This is a genomic window from Thermosynechococcus sp. (assembly GCF_046299655.1).
Taxonomy (GTDB): domain Bacteria; phylum Cyanobacteriota; class Cyanobacteriia; order Thermosynechococcales; family Thermosynechococcaceae; genus Thermosynechococcus.
In genome coordinates this window covers 1-17,069 of record NZ_JBKBHZ010000024.1, presented here as the reverse complement: position 1 = coordinate 17,069, position 17,069 = coordinate 1, and the positions used below count along the sequence as shown (strand labels likewise).

Annotated in this window: 14 protein-coding genes and 1 tRNA gene; 7 read left to right on the top strand and 8 right to left on the bottom strand. The window is 53.1% G+C overall.

Annotation, left to right across the window (positions count from 1 at the left end):
* Positions 1 to 96: 96 nt before the first annotated feature.
* Positions 97 to 2,073 carry an asparagine synthase (glutamine-hydrolyzing) gene (gene asnB, locus ACK4HN_RS11600; protein WP_409870426.1) on the top strand — a complete coding sequence of 659 codons (1,977 nt, stop codon included), beginning with the start codon at positions 97 to 99 and terminating at the stop codon, positions 2,071 to 2,073.
* Between the two features lie 46 nt (positions 2,074 to 2,119).
* On the opposite strand, the gene ACK4HN_RS11595 is transcribed toward asnB, so the two are convergent.
* The 5 genes from ACK4HN_RS11595 to ACK4HN_RS11575 form a co-directional block, all read right to left on the bottom strand.
* Entirely contained in the window at positions 2,120 to 3,583 is a 1,464-nt protein-coding gene (locus ACK4HN_RS11595; RefSeq protein WP_409877714.1) for a GTP-binding protein, read from the bottom strand.
* Positions 3,559 to 3,632, bottom strand: a tRNA-Arg gene (locus ACK4HN_RS11590). Before ACK4HN_RS11590 ends, ACK4HN_RS11595 begins: the two co-directional genes overlap by 25 nt.
* Before the next feature lie 28 nt (positions 3,633 to 3,660).
* Entirely contained in the window at positions 3,661 to 4,257 is a 597-nt protein-coding gene (locus tag ACK4HN_RS11585; protein ID WP_409877713.1) for a peroxiredoxin family protein, read from the bottom strand.
* Between the two features lie 29 nt (positions 4,258 to 4,286).
* Positions 4,287 to 5,471, bottom strand: a complete 1,185-nt coding sequence (locus ACK4HN_RS11580; RefSeq protein ID WP_409877711.1) for an NAD(P)H-quinone oxidoreductase subunit H — start codon at positions 5,469 to 5,471, stop codon at positions 4,287 to 4,289.
* A 95-nt stretch (positions 5,472 to 5,566) separates the two neighbouring features.
* Positions 5,567 to 6,856 (bottom strand): glucose-1-phosphate adenylyltransferase, encoded by a 1,290-nt coding sequence (locus ACK4HN_RS11575; RefSeq protein WP_409852637.1) that lies wholly within the window; start codon positions 6,854 to 6,856, stop codon positions 5,567 to 5,569.
* Positions 6,857 to 6,996: 140 nt separating this feature from the next.
* On the opposite strand from ACK4HN_RS11575, the gene ACK4HN_RS11570 reads away from it, so the two are divergent.
* From ACK4HN_RS11570 to ACK4HN_RS11550, 5 genes are all read left to right on the top strand, one after another.
* Positions 6,997 to 7,200: a translation initiation factor IF-2 gene (locus ACK4HN_RS11570; RefSeq protein ID WP_181495247.1), complete on the top strand. Its 204-nt coding sequence runs from the start codon at positions 6,997 to 6,999 to the stop codon at positions 7,198 to 7,200.
* Positions 7,201 to 7,221: 21 nt separating this feature from the next.
* Positions 7,222 to 7,713 (top strand): photosystem II cytochrome c-550, encoded by a 492-nt coding sequence (gene psbV / locus ACK4HN_RS11565; RefSeq protein WP_181495248.1) that lies wholly within the window; start codon positions 7,222 to 7,224, stop codon positions 7,711 to 7,713.
* A 30-nt stretch (positions 7,714 to 7,743) separates the two neighbouring features.
* Positions 7,744 to 8,271 carry a photosystem II cytochrome PsbV2 gene (gene psbV2, locus ACK4HN_RS11560; protein WP_409868542.1) on the top strand — a complete coding sequence of 176 codons (528 nt, stop codon included), beginning with the start codon at positions 7,744 to 7,746 and terminating at the stop codon, positions 8,269 to 8,271.
* A gap of 99 nt (positions 8,272 to 8,370) precedes the next feature.
* Positions 8,371 to 8,703: a cytochrome c6 PetJ gene (petJ, locus tag ACK4HN_RS11555; protein ID WP_409868541.1), complete on the top strand. Its 333-nt coding sequence runs from the start codon at positions 8,371 to 8,373 to the stop codon at positions 8,701 to 8,703.
* Positions 8,704 to 8,903: 200 nt separating this feature from the next.
* Positions 8,904 to 12,956: a GAF domain-containing protein gene (locus ACK4HN_RS11550; protein ID WP_409877710.1), complete on the top strand. Its 4,053-nt coding sequence runs from the start codon at positions 8,904 to 8,906 to the stop codon at positions 12,954 to 12,956.
* On the opposite strand, the gene ACK4HN_RS11545 is transcribed toward ACK4HN_RS11550, so the two are convergent.
* The 3 genes from ACK4HN_RS11545 to rpsF are packed head-to-tail and all read right to left on the bottom strand — an operon-like array spanning position 12,953 to position 15,878.
* On the bottom strand, positions 12,953 to 13,822 hold the full coding sequence (locus ACK4HN_RS11545; protein ID WP_409868539.1) for an S-methyl-5'-thioadenosine phosphorylase: 870 nt from the start codon (positions 13,820 to 13,822) through the stop codon (positions 12,953 to 12,955). The genes ACK4HN_RS11550 and ACK4HN_RS11545 overlap by 4 nt on opposite strands.
* Before the next feature lie 51 nt (positions 13,823 to 13,873).
* Positions 13,874 to 15,493: an ABC transporter substrate-binding protein gene (locus tag ACK4HN_RS11540; protein WP_409877708.1), complete on the bottom strand. Its 1,620-nt coding sequence runs from the start codon at positions 15,491 to 15,493 to the stop codon at positions 13,874 to 13,876.
* 40 nt (positions 15,494 to 15,533) lie between these two features.
* Positions 15,534 to 15,878: a 30S ribosomal protein S6 gene (gene rpsF / locus ACK4HN_RS11535; protein WP_409868537.1), complete on the bottom strand. Its 345-nt coding sequence runs from the start codon at positions 15,876 to 15,878 to the stop codon at positions 15,534 to 15,536.
* A gap of 115 nt (positions 15,879 to 15,993) precedes the next feature.
* Between rpsF and ACK4HN_RS11530 the strand changes: the two genes are divergently transcribed.
* On the top strand, positions 15,994 to 16,803 hold the full coding sequence (locus ACK4HN_RS11530; RefSeq protein WP_409868536.1) for a fumarylacetoacetate hydrolase family protein: 810 nt from the start codon (positions 15,994 to 15,996) through the stop codon (positions 16,801 to 16,803).
* Positions 16,804 to 17,069 lie beyond the last annotated feature (266 nt).

The following is a 17,069-nucleotide window of genomic DNA, read 5'->3' as shown; positions in this document are numbered from 1 at the left end:
GGATTTACACTGGTTAGGGCTTTTACTAAAGAAGAAAGATGGATTGGAATCCTAGGCAATGGCTGTGATGAGTATGTGTATCAACGGAGATAGAGGATGTGCGGTATTGCCGGACTTTGGGCAAGTGATCTCAACCAGCAGGAGATTTCTTCAATTGTAGAGAGAATGGCCAACACCCTCACCCACCGTGGTCCTGACGATGGTGGCATTTGGGTGGATGAAACTGTGGGGATTGCTTTGGGACATCGGCGTCTTGCCATTCTTGATCTTTCCGCCGCTGGTCACCAGCCAATGGTTTCTGCTTCGGGGCGCTTTGTACTGGTGTTTAATGGCGAGATTTACAATCACCTTGAGATGCGGCAGCAGCTGGAGGCAAGGGGGTTGGCGCCTTCTTGGCGGGGGCATTCAGATACAGAAACTCTTTTGGCTGCATTTGAAGCTTGGGGGATTGAAAAAACGCTCCGAAAAACGGTGGGTATGTTCGCCTTAGCCTTGTGGAATAGGCAGGATCGTCAACTCACCCTTGCTCGCGATCGCATGGGAGAAAAGCCGCTCTACTACGGTTGGAGCAGGGGAGCCTTCGTTTTTGGCTCGGAATTAAAGGCGATCCGTGCCTATCCCGGATTTGACAATCCCATTGAACGGCGGGCATTGGCCCTCTATTTACGCTATAACTACATTCCGGCACCTTGGACTATTTATGCCCATCTTTGGAAATTGCCTGCGGGCAGTTGGGTGCAGTTTGCTGCTGAGGAGATCACAGCCCATCGCCAAGATCGCGGGGCGGTAATGGCCTATTGGTCACTCCGAGAGATTGCTAAAACAGGGTTGGAAACTCCTTTTAACGGCTCGGAACCAGAGGCGGTAGAAGCTCTGGAAGCCCTCCTGCGTCAAAGTATCAAGGGACAAATGGTTGCCGATGTGCCCTTAGGGGCTTTGCTTTCAGGAGGGATTGATTCCTCAACCGTTGTGGCATTGATGCAGACTCAATCGAGTCAACCCATACGCACGTTTACCATTGGTTTTTATGAGCGCGCTTACAATGAGGCGCAACACGCCAAAGCTATTGCTCAACACTTAGGCACAGATCATACAGAGTGGTACCTTACGCCCAAAGAGGCGCTAGAAGTGATTCCTCAGCTCCCTTGGCTGTATGATGAGCCTTTTGCAGATTCCTCTCAAATTCCTACCCACTTGGTTTGCCGGTTGGCGCGGCAGCAGGTGACTGTTGCCCTTTCCGGGGATGGGGGAGATGAATTGTTTGGGGGGTATCCTCGCTATTTTCTAGTGGTTAGCTTATGGCGTCGCTTGTCCTCGATACCTTTGCCCTTGCGTCGGGTCGTCGCGCGCGGCATTCGTGCCCTTTCTCCTCGCACGTGGAACTTGCTCTACCGAATCATCGAGCCTCTCTTGCCTAGGCGCTGGCACCAGCGCTTGGTGGGCGATAAACTCCACAAGGGGGCAAGGCTGCTGCCGTTATCGGCGCCGGAAGAAATCTATTTTCAGCTCGTTTCCCTTTGGCCTGACCTGACAGCTGTGGTTCTAGGGACTCAAGAGCCGGCCACCCTTTTGAGGACACCGAGTGAGTGGCTTAACTGCTCTAGTATTGAGCAGCGGATGATGTATCTTGATGCTCTTACCTATTTGCCCGATGATATTTTGGTGAAGGTGGATCGAGCGGCGATGGGGGTGAGTTTAGAAACCCGTGCTCCTCTTTTGGATCACCGCATTGTCGAGTTTGCTTGGCGGCTACCGCTCTCCATGAAGATTCAAGGGGGTCAGGGGAAACGGGTACTCCGTCAGGTGCTCTATCGGTATGTCCCCAAACAATTAGTTGAGCGACCCAAGATGGGATTTGGGGTACCAATTGAGGATTGGCTGCGGGGGGAGTTGCGAGATTGGGCGGAGGAGCTACTGTCAGAAGCAAGTCTCAAGCGGGACGGATTTTTGCATCCTGCCCCCATTCGTCAGGTGTGGCAAGAACACCTCTCAGGTCAGCGCAATTGGCAATATCGGCTATGGCCGGTGTTAATGTGGCAAGCTTGGTATCGGGGGATGAGTGCCGCCTGTTGATGGTTACACAGAAACAAGATAAATAGACCCTCCACAGATGCAGCACTTAGCCCATTCCCAACTGCACCTGAATCTCTTTCTTGAGCCGGTGGAGGAGTTGCTGCCGATCCAACCGATCCAGGATTTGCCGGACAACGGTTTTTGGACCATGGCTGCCCCAGCCGGCGCCGTTGGCAAAGTAGGTTTTGGCCACTTGCCCCACCGTGTAGGAGGAAAAGCCGGCGATCGCCCCCTGGGTCATCGCCACAGAAAGATAAGGGCCAAGGGCAATGCCACCGCTCATGGGCGTAGCCAGTCCCAACAGCCCCTTGAGGGAACTCAGGCCTAAATTGACGGCAAATTCCCCTAGGCTAATGCCGCTCATGGCAAGGGCAATGGTTTGCAGCAGTTCCTTGGCGCCTGCATCTGTGAGTTCAATGTCATAGAGGCGGGAGAGCAGTTGAATTGTAGTCAAGTCAATGACAGCACTGCCGACCATATCCAAGACGGTTACAGGGTTAAGGGCGATCGCCAGCGCCTTGGTAACCGCCCCTTTCCAAATCAGTTGGTTGGCCTCCTGCTCCCGCAGTTGCAACTTGTAGCGGGCTAATTCTTCGCTTACCTTGTTGGCAAAGAGCATTGAATTGAGGGCAATCAGGGCTTTCCCTTCGCGCTCTAGCACCTCCAAGATCTTCCGTTTGAGGAGTTCCACTTGGGGAGCACCGACGGTCATTTTCACCTGCACCCGTCCAGAGGCATCGCGCTGCACTTGCGGCACAAGGGGGGCTGCCGACACCATAACAATTTCTTCAGGGGAGAGAAGTTCTTTGACGCGCTCATCGCGGATTTTGGCATAAATGGCTTCGCGATCTGCCTCGGGGTACTGATCCACTTTGTTAAAGACCAGCAGCATTGGCCTGCCCGCCTGTCGCAACTCACTCAGGGCTTGGTATTCCAAACGGGTCAAGTCGCCGGCAATCACAAAGAGAATTAAATCCGCTTGGGCAGCCACCTCCCGTGCCAGTTGTTCCCGTGCGACCCCATTGACTTCGTCTAACCCCGGTGTATCAATCAGGCGAATGGGATTGCCACGCCGAGCTTCCGAGATTTGCCAAAGGGCACTGGCTTCCCTTTGGGTCACGCCATGAATCGGCCCCGTTGCAAAATGGGGTTCCCCCAGCAGGGCATTGAGCAGGGAGGATTTTCCCCGCCCCACCAGACCGAAGACGGCAATTTGCACCACCCCTCCGTGGAGCTTGTCAAGCATTGCTTCAAGGTCGGCGATCGCCCGCGCAAGGGAGGCTTTTTCTGCCCCTGTGGCCCTGCACTCGTGCAGTAGTTTTTCTAGGGCACGCTTGGCAGCCTCATAGCTCAGAGCACTTTGATAGTCCTCTAGGTCGTGAATGGTGCTTTGAAGTTCCCTCAAGAGGGAGGGGTCTGGCGATCGCTCCATCACCGAGGCAACACTAAGGTCAAGAAGATTTGCCTTTATTGTAAGGGGAAGGACGGGACTGGTGCGACTTGAACGCACGGCCTAGCGCTTAGGAGGCGCTCGCTCTATCCGCCTGAGCTACAGCCCCACAGAAATACCTGACCCACCTTACGATTCTAGCGAGTTTCTGCCCCCGCTGCTGTTGCCCCCTTGGCCAGCGCGTCAATCTCCTGAAACAGGCGTTCTAAAGGAGCATTGGCTTCCAAAAAGGAGAAAAGATGCCTATAGCGCAGCTTGCCTTCCTGATCAATGAGAAACTGCGCCGGCAGGGGTGCTCCCAAGGCTTGACCGGTGCGATATTTGCGAAAGACTTGGCAACTGGGGTCATAGAGCAGGGGCATCTTTAAGTCCATATCCGCCTTGACCTTCTCACTTTGCTGGGCGTCGGTACTGGTGACCACCAAAACCGCCACTCCCTTGCCTTGAAATGTTTCGTAATTTTCATTCAAGGCCTTGAGATAGGGATAGCACAGCGGACAGTATTGATGCTCTGTAAAGATGCGCGTAAACACCAATAGGAGGGGCTGCGCTTGCCATACCCTTGAAAGGCGAACAGGTGCACTGAAACCAACAGCGGGTAATTCTCCATCGGGGACGAGGGCACCCCGCTGCAATTGATTTCGAGGCGGCACTGGCCAGGCGTTTTGCCAAAACCGCTCATTGAAAAGGCCACTGAAGTTGGTGGAGGTGAGAAACGGTAATCGAACGGCCATGGCCTCCTCGCTGGTGATTCAACCGTTGCCTAGCGATCCACAGATCCCATAATCACATCGATACTGCCAAGGATAGCAACAATATCCGCCACTTTCATCCCTTTGAGCAACTGGGGCAGCACTTGCAGGTTATTGAAATCCGGTGGCCGAATCTTCCAGCGCCAAGGGAAGACATTATCATCTCCAATCAGGTAAATCCCTAGTTCCCCTTTCCCCGATTCAACCCGCACATAGTGCTCCCCTTTGGGAATTTTGAAGGTGGGAGCCAGTTTCTTGCCCAAGTACTGATAGTCAAAGCCATGCCACGCTGACTTGGCACCTTCAAGCATCCGCTTGGCTTCGAGGTTTTCGTAGGGACCACCCGGCAGCCCATCCAAGGCTTGGCGAATGATCTTCACCGATTCGCGCATTTCCTGAATGCGGACAATGTAGCGGGCAAGGCAATCGCCTTCCGTGGCCACAGGTACATCCCAGTCAAAGTCGTCATAGCATTCGTAGTGATCCACCTTGCGCAAATCCCACTTCACACCGCAGGCACGCAGCATCGGCCCTGAGAGTCCCCAATTGATGGCATCCTCACGGCTAATTTTGCCCACACCCTGTAAGCGGCGTACAAAGATGGGATTGTTGGTGATTAGGCGTTCATACTCATCCACTTTGGGCAAAAAGTAATCGCAAAAATCGCGGCACTTCGTTACCCAGCCATAGGTGAGATCAGCAGCTACTCCCCCAATGCGGAAGTAGTTATTGTTAATAAAGCGCATGCCGGTGGCAGCTTCAAAAAGATCGTAGATGTATTCCCGCTCGCGGAAGATGTAGAAAAAGGGTGTTTGGGCACCGACATCCGCCAAGAAGGGGCCTAGCCACAGAAGGTGATTGGCAATGCGGTTTAACTCCAGCATGATCACGCGGATATAGCTGGCACGCTTGGGCACAGGAATCCCAGCTAACTTTTCGGGCGCATTGACGGTAACCGCTTCGTTAAACATCCCTGCGGCGTAATCCCAACGACTCACGTAGGGAATAAACATAATATTGGTGCGGTTTTCGGCAATTTTCTCCATGCCGCGATGGAGGTAGCCAATCACCGGCTCACAGTCAATGACATCTTCGCCATCCAAGGTCACCATTAACCGCAAAACCCCGTGCATGGAGGGATGGTGCGGCCCCATGTTGATGACCATGGGTTCTGTGCGAGTCTCTATCGTGGGCATAGATGGCAGTTCCGCTAGAGGGTGGAAGGCTGAGACCTTACTCTTGATATGCTACACAGGTTTTCACCGCTTGCCAATTCAAATTTGCTTATGGCTTAGATAACGGTGCCATCGGGGATCACGGCATTTTTGAGAATCACCACGACCCCACTGCGGATATAGAATCCCTGATCCTCACGGTTGGATTCTTCAACATGGTCTTTGTTGATGATTTTGACATCGTGACCAATGCAGGCATTTTTATCGACAATTGCGCGGCGAATGACACTGTTGGCACCGATGCCGATGGGGATTTTGCGTTGCAGAGCGAGCTGGTGGCGCTGCGCTGAGTCTTGGTAGTAGTCTGCCCCCATCAAGAGGGAATGGTCAATGACACACCCTGATTCCACTCGCGATCGCACCCCCAAGACGGAACGGTGAACTTGGCATTCCTTGAGGATGCAACCTTCACTAATGATTGATTCTGTAATCGTGCAACTGAGCATCTTGCTGGGGGGCAAATAGCGGGGACGGGTGTAAATCGGTGCGTTTTCGTCGTAGAAGCTAAAGGGAGGCTGAGGTTGTTGGGTGAGGGCAAGGTTGGCTTCGTAGAAGGAGCCAATGGTTCCAATATCTTCCCAATAGCCATTAAAGACATAGGTTTGGACAAGATGAGAACGGGCAGCGGCAGGGATAATTTCCTTGCCAAAGTCGGTGGCATCGGCCATCTGTTCTAGCAAATCAATGAGAACTTGCCGCTTAAAGACATAAATTCCCATCGAGGCAATGTAGGGCTTGCGCTGGGCTTCCTCGGCACTGAGGCCATAGCGGGTTGTGTCCACCCGCATATCCCGTAGGGCATCCCCTGTCGGCTTTTCGCGAAAGTCGGTGACTCGGCCGGTGTCATCTACCTTAATCAAGCCAAAGCCAGAGGCGGACTTCTCATCGACAGGCAACACCGACAGGGTAATGTCGGCACCCGTATCGCGATGGCGCTGCACAAAAAGACGATAGTCCATGCGGTAGAGGTGATCTCCTGAAAGAATCAGGTATTCATCCACATCCCAGTCGGCCAAGAGCCACAGGTATTGACGCACCGCATCAGCCGTGCCTTGGAACCAGTTAGGATTTTCTGGAGTTTGCTGAGCTGCTAAGACTTCGACAAAGCCGCCCGTTAGGCCGGGGAAGGTATAGGTACGGGCAATATGACGGTTGAGGGAGGCCGAGTTGAATTGGGTCAGGACGTAAATGTTATTGATTTCGGAGTTGATGCAATTGCTCACAGGAATATCAATGAGGCGATATTTTCCAGCAAGGGGAACCGCAGGCTTGGCACGACGCTTGGTCAAGGGATAGAGACGTGTGCCGGCACCGCCCCCAAGGATAATCGCTAGGACTCGTTTCATTGAAAACTCCATCTGAACGGCCACATCAACAGTGTACGCTGTGGTGGCACTTCTCTTTGCGCAGGGGACTTTTGGTAAAGAAGCCACGCAATGGCATGATAATGATACTTGGTCGTTGATCCCAAGCGGGGAGTGGCAGCATGGGATTTGTGGACATTGCGATCGCGGATCTGGCAGCGGACTACGGCGTGTCGGTCGAAACGGTCTGTGCATGGTGCGATCGCTTGGGTATTCGCTATACCAGTCCACAAACGCGCTTGCCCCTTGAGGATGCCAAAGCAATTATTTTGGCCTTGACGAACCCTGCCCCCACCAAGGATCAACCAGACACACCGCAATCGTAAGACCTGCTTATTGGGAGAACTATGTTAAAAAAATGCGTTTGGCTTGCGGTCGCTCTCTGCCTCTGCCTCTGGCAACTGACCACGGGCACAGCACTGGCCGCCGAACTGACCCCTGAAGTCCTGACTGTCCCCCTCAACAGCGAGGGCAAAACAATTACTCTCACGGAAAAACAATACCTAGAGGGCAAGCGTCTCTTTCAGTATGCTTGTGCCTCCTGCCATGTGGGGGGGATTACCAAAACAAACCCCAACTTGGATTTGCGTACAGAAACCCTCGCCCTCGCCACGCCACCACGGGACAACATTGAAGGCCTAGTAGACTACATGAAGAACCCCACCACCTACGATGGTGAGCAAGAAATTGCTGAAGTTCACCCCAGTCTGCGCAGTGCCGATATTTTCCCGAAAATGCGCAATCTGACGGAAAAAGATTTGGTGGCGATCGCTGGCCATATTCTCGTTGAACCCAAAATCTTGGGGGATAAGTGGGGCGGTGGCAAAATTTACTATTAACACTTGTAACGAAGGATTTTCCCAACACCCATGTACCAACCTCACTTTTGGCAACGGTCTGTCGGCTGGCTTTGTGGCAGCCTCTTCATTCTGCTGTTGAGCTGGTTAATCCCACCGGCAACGGCATTAGCAGCTGCTGGGGTAGATAACTACGTGATCCAGTACCTGAAGGTAGCGGATACGGTAGAATTGCCCCTCAACGATCGCGGTGAGACCAAAACCTTCACAGCAGTGGACTTGACCCGTGGCAAGCGCCTCTTTGAGGAAAACTGCAAAAATTGCCATGTTGGTGGCAGTACATTACCTAATCCCCTCGTGTCCCTCTCCCTAAAGGATCTCAAGGGGGCAACGCCGCCACGGGATACGATCGCCAGCCTCGTCGCCTTCCAGCGATCGCCCATGTCTTACGATGGCAGCGAAGAGAGTTATTCCTGCCGTCGCGTAAGTGAGGACTGGTTGACCACGGAACAGCTTGAGACTTTAGCTGCCTTTATTTTACGAGCGGCAGACGTCGCGCCCGGTTGGGGCGTAGAAAGCTTTCCGGACAGTGCCCCCTAGGTTGGGAACTTTGCTACACTGACCTTTGGTGAATCTTGCACCCCTTGATTTTTGGGACTTTATCCATACCCTGACGCATTCCATGAAAGGAGGACTCCGTTGAAAAAGCTATTCATTTGTGTTTGCGCGATCGCGCTATTTGTCAGCCTCACCCCTGCGGCCTTTGCGGCAGATTTAGCCAATGGTGCCAAAGTCTTTAGCGGCAACTGTGCAGCCTGTCACATGGGGGGCGGCAATGTGGTGATGGCCAACAAAACCCTGAAAAAAGAAGCCCTTGAGCAATTTGGCATGTACTCTGAGGATGCCATTATCTACCAAGTGCAGCACGGTAAAAATGCGATGCCGGCCTTTGCCGGTCGTCTTACTGATGAACAAATTCAAGATGTGGCTGCCTACGTGCTGGATCAAGCTGCCAAGGGTTGGGCAGGCTAAAATTGCTACAGTCGGAAAATAACGATTGATGAAGGGTGTAGGCCTAAGTTCTACATCCTTTTTTTGTCCTAGGACTGCCCTACAAGTTTGGCAAAGATAGATGTTTTATTCTGCATCTCCTAGGGAATCCTCCCTAGAACCAGTGCAATTCATATAATGATGAAAGACTTGCTCCTACGAAAAGGCGGTACATTTGGGCTATGCCTGCTGCCCCATTGCCAGCAAATGAACCGGAACGGCAACGTGTCCTTGAGCAGTATCAAATTTTAGATACACCGCCAGAACCAATTTTTGATGAGATTACCAATTTAGCGGCAGCCATTTGCCAGACCCCCATTGCTCTCATCAGCCTCATCGATCGCGAGCGGCAGTGGTTTAAGTCCAAAGTGGGGATTGATCTCTGTGAAACGCCCCGCTCCATTGCCTTTTGTGCGCATGTGATCTTGCAATCGGAGTTGGTGATTGTCCCCGATGCCCGCCTGGATCCGCGCTTTGCCGATAATCCTGTAGTGACAGGCCCACCCTATATTCGCTTTTATGCGGGGATGCCCTTGATTACGCCCGATGGCTATGCACTAGGAACACTCTGTGTCGTGGACTACCAGCCACGTGAGCTAAACCCTGTGCAACAGCAAACCCTACGCACCCTTGCTCGCCAAGTCATTAGTGAATTGGAGCTGCGCCGTCACCTAGAGGTAGCCCGCCGGCAACTAACCTACATCCGCCACATAAGTAGCCTACAAAAGGCAATCCTCAATAGCAGCAACCACGCCATTATTGTCACCCGCCCCGATGGCATCATCACACTGATGAATCGAGCTGCCGAGGAATGGCTGGGATACCCTGCCGCAGAACTGGTGGGTAAAGCAACGCCAGAACGTTTCCACGATCCTCAAGAGGTAGAACGCTATGCCCAGATTCTCAGTGCGCAACTGGGAGAACCCATTCCTGCAGGGTTTGAGACACTTGTGGCCCGGGCACGTCGCGGCTTGGCGGATGAGCAGGAGTGGACCTTTGTGCGGCGGGACGGCTCCCGCTTTCCGGTTTCCCTCTCGGTTACCCCCATTCATAACGGCCAAGGGCAACTCGTCGGCTTTTTGGAGTTGGCCATTGATATTACCGAGAAGAAAAAAATTGAGGCGGAGCTGCAACTGCGGGAGCGGGCGATTATTGCCAGTACGAATGGCATTGTGATTACTGACTACCGCCAACCCGATAATCCAATTATCTATGTGAATCCGGCCTTTGAGCGGATGACGGGATACCGGGCAACGGAGGTTCTCGGCAAAAACTGCCGCTTTTTGCAGGGGCGCGATCGCCACCAAGCGGGGACTGAAGTCATTCGCAATGCGATTAAACAAGGCCAATCCTGCCGTGTGGTGCTGCGCAATTACCGCAAAAACGGCCAGCCTTTTTGGAATGAACTTGCCATCTCACCGATTTATAACGAATTTGGTGAAATCACCCACTACATTGGCATTCAAAGTGATGTCACCGAACGGCAGCGGGCACAGCTCTTTTTGCAACAGCAGGTAAAGCGCACCCTCTTACTGAACCGCATCACTGAGGAGATTCGCCAACAACTGGATCGCGATCAACTCTGCCGAACAACGGTGGAACAGCTAGGCACGCTCCTCAACGTGAGTCGCTGCCTGTTATTTTTGCACGATCCGCAGGCGGCAACACCGATGCAGTTGGGGGCTGAATACTGTGCCCCCGGCATTTCTTCGGTCAGCTCCTGCCCCTTGGACTTAAGCCTTAGTCGCGTGCCGTTCTTGGTCTCGGTTTTTGAGTCGGACGAGGTATTTGTCTGTGATAATGTGGACGCTGACTTGCGGCTTGTTCCCCTTCACCCCTATTGCCAAGCCTTAAATGTAAAATCGGCCTTAATTGTGCGCACCGCTTACCGCAATCAACCCAATGGATTGTTGGTATTGCATCAGTGCGATCGCCAGCGGCATTGGAACGACGCCGTTAAAAGCCTACTTAAAAGTGTTGCAGCTCAGGTGGGAATTGGCCTTGCCCAAGCGCAACTGCTGGCGCAGGAAACGCGGCAACGCCAACAACTGCAACAACAAATGCAGCGCACTCTTCTTCTCAATCAGATTACAGAACAAATTCGCCAGAGCTTCGATACAGAAACCGTCTTTGCCACAACCGTAACGCAGATTGGACAAGCCTTTGGAGTTAGTCGCTGTTTGATTCACCGCTATGAGCCAGGACCACCGCCGCGTATTCCCGATGTGGCTGAGTATCTGCAACCGGGCTACCCGTCAATGAGAGGGGTAAGTGTTCCTGTCGAAAATAATCCTCACGCCTTAAAGGTCTTAGAAAGTGATGCTGCCGTTGTTTCTCACGATGTGATGCAGGATCCCCTTCTGACCAGTGCAGTAAAACTATGTCGCCAGTTTGAAATTAAGTCCATGCTCGCGATTCGTACCTCCTACAAGGGGGTGCCCAATGGCGTGATTGCTCTGCACCAGTGCGATCGCCCGCGGCAGTGGACACCCGACGAAATTGAACTCCTTGAAGCAGTGGCCGCTCAAGTGGGGATTGCGATCGCCCAAGCCGAACTCCTGCGCCACGAACAGCAGCAGCGACAATTGTTGGCGCAGCAAAACCAAGAACTCGAACAAGCCCGTTTGCAAGCAGAACTGGCCAACCGTGCCAAGAGTGAATTTCTGGCCACCATGAGCCATGAAATCCGCACCCCCATGAATGCCGTCTTGGGCTTTACCAATTTGCTCTTGGATACGCCCCTCAATGAGCAGCAACGGGACTTTTTGCAAACGTTGCACCAAGCCGGTGAGGCACTATTAACAATTATTAACGACATTCTCGACTTCTCGAAAATTGAATCGGGCAAATTGGTACTGGAGCAGCAGCCCTTTGATGTGCGTGAGTGTGTAGAGGATGTCCTGAGCCTCCTGGCCAGCAAAGCGGAGGAGAAAGAATTAGAGTTGCTCTACACCTGTACGCCGGAAACCCCTGCTCAAATCAAAGGGGACGTGACTCGGCTGCGGCAGATTCTGGTCAACCTAGTGGGGAATGGCATTAAATTTACCCATGAGGGTCAAGTGGTGGTGCATGTGGGGGTAGTCAAACAGGACAGCAAAACATTTTTACAATTTCAAGTTGAGGATACTGGCATTGGCATTCCCAGCGATCGCCTAGACCGGCTCTTCAAACCCTTTAGCCAAGTGGATGCCTCCACGACGCGGGAGTATGGCGGTACCGGATTGGGGCTAGTTATTAGCAAACGCCTCTGTGAGTTGATGGGCGGCGATATGTCCGTTGAGAGTGTTGAGGGTCAAGGCACGACCTTTACCTTTACAATTCTCGCTGAGGAGCAAAAACCCTACGTACCGCCAACAGTTCATCCGGCTTTGGAGAGCAAGCGTGTCCTCGTTTTGGATGACAATGCGGCCAGCCGTGAGAATCTCTGCACACTGCTACAAAACTGGGGGATGGTGCCTATTGGGTATGGCAATCCCCAACTGGTTCTGGAGGCCCCTCCGCAGTGGGATTTGGCGGTGATTGATTTGAATATGCCCCAGATGACGGGACTTCAGTTGGCAGAACGGTTGCAATCAGAGCCGCACTTCAATCAACAGCCAATTATTTTGCTCACCCCCCTGAGTTGGCTGGAAACCGCTAGCCGCAAGGAACTGATCACGGCACACGTCCCCAAACCAATCCGCCCCCTCACCCTACGTCAAACTCTGATTAAGACCCTCAGCAGTGAATCTGCCACTCAGCCCACCCTGACAAAAACCGGTATTGATCCCAGCTTGGGCAGCCGCTACCCGCTGCGCATTCTGCTTGCTGAGGACAATGCCGTTAACCAGAAGGTGGCACTACATATTCTCAAGCGGATGGGCTACCGTGCCGATGTGGCAGCCAATGGCCTTGAGGTGCTTGAAGCTCTGCAACAGCGCCCCTACGATGTGGTGCTCATGGATGTGCAAATGCCCAAGATGGATGGCCTTGAGACCACTAAGCGCATCTGTGCCCAATGGCCTCCTAGTCAACGCCCTTGGATTATTGCCATGACGGCAAATGCCCTAGCCGGCGATCGCGAGCGCTGCTTTGCAGCAGGAATGGATGACTACATCAGCAAACCCATTAAAATTGAAGCTCTTGCCGCTGCCCTCAACCGCTGTCGCTGTCTCAGTCCCAAGACCACCTATCCCCAACTGTGTGATCCGATCAGTTTTGAGGGCGATCAGAATACGGCAGAGTCTATGAGTTAGAGATACTTGGCTAAGAGCAGATGAAGTTTCTCCTTGGTGGCGGCGGGTACCTTGTCAAGGGGAGTGAGGATGGCATTCTTTAGGGCACGGTGGGCTTTAGAAGCGGGGGGGTTGGCGTGGAGACGTTTAACGGTTTCGCAGATAATCGCTTGGGCATTTTTGACATTGCGCTGCAAATTGTCAATAATCATCTCCACTGTGACCGAATCGTGCTCTGGGTGCCAGCAGTCGTAGTCCGTAACAAGGGCTAATGTTGCATAGGCAATCTCCGCTTCCCGAGCCAGTTTCGCCTCCGGTAGATTCGTCATGCCAATGACGGTGCCGCCCCACGCGCGGTAAAGGTTGGATTCTGCTAGCGTCGAGAAAGCCGGGCCTTCCATACACACGTAGGTGCCTTGGCGGTGGAGGGTGACATCGGGCAAGTTGAGATCGGCAATGGCATCCGCCAGAACCCGAGCAAGGGCAGGACACACTGGCTCGGCAAAACCAATGTGCGCCACAATCCCCTCACCAAAGAAGGTGGAAATGCGGTTGCGAGTACGATCAATAAACTGATCCGGCACCACCATATCGAGGGGTTTCACCTGTTCTTGCAGGGAACCCACTGCCGAGGCAGAGAGCAGATACTCTACCCCAAGGGATTTGAAGCCATAAATGTTAGCACGAAAGGGAATCTCCGTCGGCAACAGATGGTGATCGCGGCCATGGCGTGCCAAAAAGACGACCGGAATCCCCTCAATCTTGCCGCAAATAAAAGCATCAGAAGGATCACCAAAGGGCGTGGTCAAACGGACTTCTTCAACATCGGTAAGGGCATCCATCTTGTAGAGACCACTCCCGCCAATAATGCCAATTTTTGCAGTCATGGAGATTCCTAAAACACCAATCGGCAATAGCTTAGCATTAGTTGGAGGGCTTTAGATGCCACTGAGGGGGTTGAACTGGTAGTTGGAGCCTTTAGGTCCATTGGGGCCCGGTGCCGCTTGAACCAGAGGTACGCGATCAAAGGTACCACTGGCGGTTTGCCCCTGAATTTGTACCCCTTGGCGGAGCAGTTGTTGGGTGCTGGCGCGATCGCCCCCTTGAAGCATCGCTTGGGCAAGGGCTTGGGTGGCATCGTAGGCGGTAGTGGTGCGCCAACTAATCTGACCCCGCCATGCTTGTGCGGCCTGCTGGGCAAAGGGATCATTGGGGTTGGTACGCCAAGGCACCGCCAAAATCATGCCATTGATGGCATTATCCCCCTTGATCAATAAATCAGGACCGTAGAGTTGATCACTACCAAATAGTTGCACCGAGGGGGGGTGGCTTTGATTGGCAATGGCAAGGGCAACGGCATCATTCACCCGTGCACGACTCATGGCCAACATCACCACATTAGCTCCCGCTTGCCGCGCTGCGGTTATTGCTGTATTGGCATTAAAGTCCGCAGCAGCCACATCTATTTGTTGCACCACTTGAGCACCAAACCGAGGTAGAGCAGTGACTAGTTTAGTTTTCAGCTCATCACTGTAGGGGCTATCGCTATTGTAGAGAAGCGCCACTTTAGCATTAGGGACTTTTTTCGCTGCGGCTTGGGCGAGGGTATTGGCGGCATTATCAAGGTAAGTATTGAGGAGTTGTTGCCCTTTTTCATTGAGGGATAGAATCTGAACTTGCACCCTGCCATTGTCTTGGGGGGTGACATTCGTGGTCAAGGGAGAAAGCGCGGCAATCCCCGCTTGTTCATAGACCTGTAGAGCTGCACGACTATTGGCATCGGTGCCATGACCGAGGACCCCTTGGATTGAACTGTTGATCAAATCTTCGGCCAAACTGGTCACACCATTGGGGCTGTTTTCATTGACAATGGCGACTTCAAGGGCACGACTGGGGCCACTGGCATTAAAGCGCTCTTGGTACTGAGCTACCCCCCGCAGAATTTCCTTGGCGGTATCGGGACTGGTGCCGATGGGAACAATGGTGGCCATTGTCATGGGGTTGCCAGCTTGGCGAGCACGGGCATTGTTGAGATAAATGCGCGCCTCTGGATCATTGGGATCGAGGGTGACCAGTTCTTGATACTTGGCGATCGCCTGTGCCCAGTCTCCCTGATCAAAGGCAAGGGCAGCTTCCTGTTTCAGGGCGGCTCGTTGCGGATTCGGCTCACTGATGAGAATGCGCTCCCCCTGACTCATATAGGCGGTGTTGCGGCTGGTGGTTTTGCTCACCAGTTGGTTACTACTGGTTGTCCCTCCTATCGGCAGTGGTGTAGTGCCGTTGGAGTTGGCAATAAAGATTCGATAGCCAAGGAAACCAATACCACCCGCGAGTAATAGAACCACCCCAAGGGCAGCAGCAACTAGCGGTAGTTTCGATTTTCCCGCCCCAGCACTGCTATTACCACTGGCCGGCTCCATGGCCTCACGGGGTAGGCCACACACCACACAGTCAGGACCAAAGTTCTCATAGGGGGGATGCGCACCACCGGCGTTGGGATAGGTCTTGCCATTTTTGGGTACGCCATCGCACTTCCAAGAGCCGGGAGATGGTGCCATGATGACCCCCTTTCAAGTGAATTTGAGTCCGTGTGCTGTCTTAGGCACGGGCAAGAACAGGATTTTCGTCCTCGGCCTCTTCAGTCTCGGTCTCTTCTTCGAGGACAATCGTCATAAAGCGCAGAATGTTTTCGTTGAGACGCATGGCGCGTTCAAGGGGGGCGATCGCTGTCCCAGCAGCGGTATAGGTCATCAGAATGTAGTAGCCCTCCCGCAGTTTCTTGATCGGGTAGGCAAACCGCCGCTTACCGCGATTTTGCACCTTAATCTTTGTGGCACCCTGTTCTTCTAAAAAAGTGCGAAATTGGCTAATGGTTTGTTCCAGTTGTTCTTCGCCCACATCAGGACGAATAATGTAAAGCGTTTCGTAGTTCCGTGTAATCATTGAGGTCAACCCCCTTTGGACAAATGGCCTTTTGACGGATGCAAAAAGCAAGGCTTTATAATTCTAGCACCGCAGTTTGCCATTCTTGGCAAGGAGAAAAGGGGACTCATTCACTATGGTGGAACGGTTTGTGCGGGTGCAGACCACGGGGGGACAGATTCATTACGGCACACTACAACTCAATCGTGAAGTGATGATTTGGGATGCGGCACCGTGGCTCCACGGCCAACCTACGAACCAAGTCCTCAGTCCCGATAGCTATCAACTGCTGGCTCCCTGCTCCCCCTCAAAAATTGTTGCTGTGGGACGCAACTATGTGAAGCACGCTGCGGAAATGGGCGATAGTGTGCCCCCTGAGCCATTAATTTTTTTGAAACCGCCGACAACGGTTCAAGCCCCTGGCTGTCCCATTTGGTATCCGCCCCAAGTGAAGCGGGTGGACTATGAGGGGGAATTGGCGGTGGTCATTGGTCGTCGCACTCGTGCCTGCCCTGAAAATGAAGCCCTTGAGCATATTTGGGGCTATACGATCGCCAACGATGTCACGGCTCGGGATCTTCAGCAGCGGGAGCAGCAATGGACGCGGGCTAAGGGGTTTGACACCTTTTGCCCCCTAGGGCCTTGGATTGTGCGAGAGGTTCCTAGCGATGCGCGACTGCAAACCTTTATCAATGACGCGGCACAACCTGTCCAATCGGCAACGATTGATCAAATGGTTTTCTCTCCGGCAAAGTTGGTGAGTTTCATCAGCTATGTCATGACCCTGCTGCCGGGGGATGTGGTATTGACGGGGACACCCGCAGGAATTGGTGCATTACAGGTGGGCGATCGCGTGCGCGTGGAAATTGAAGGCATTGGCAGCCTCTTGTCCGTAGTCACAACACCCGAGACCCCTTGGACACCCCCCTTAGATCCTACCTATTAGGAACATCCCTCTTTAGTAAACTTCCCACCGCCTAAAGTCGGGGGCTTTCAGCAGCCCTAGACAATTTGGCAAGCGAAACAGCCTGAACTTTCAGCAAGCGTTACGCACTCGCCCAATAAGTTAGATGCCACCAAGTACTGCTTGGTTTATGCGCTGTCGCTGAGTCTTCAGATGAACTTGGGTTCTGTGAGTGACATACTCCCGACCCTCACGCTTCGGGTAGAGGGCGGGCTTCTCCAGTCTTTCGACCTTCGCGTTTTATAGTG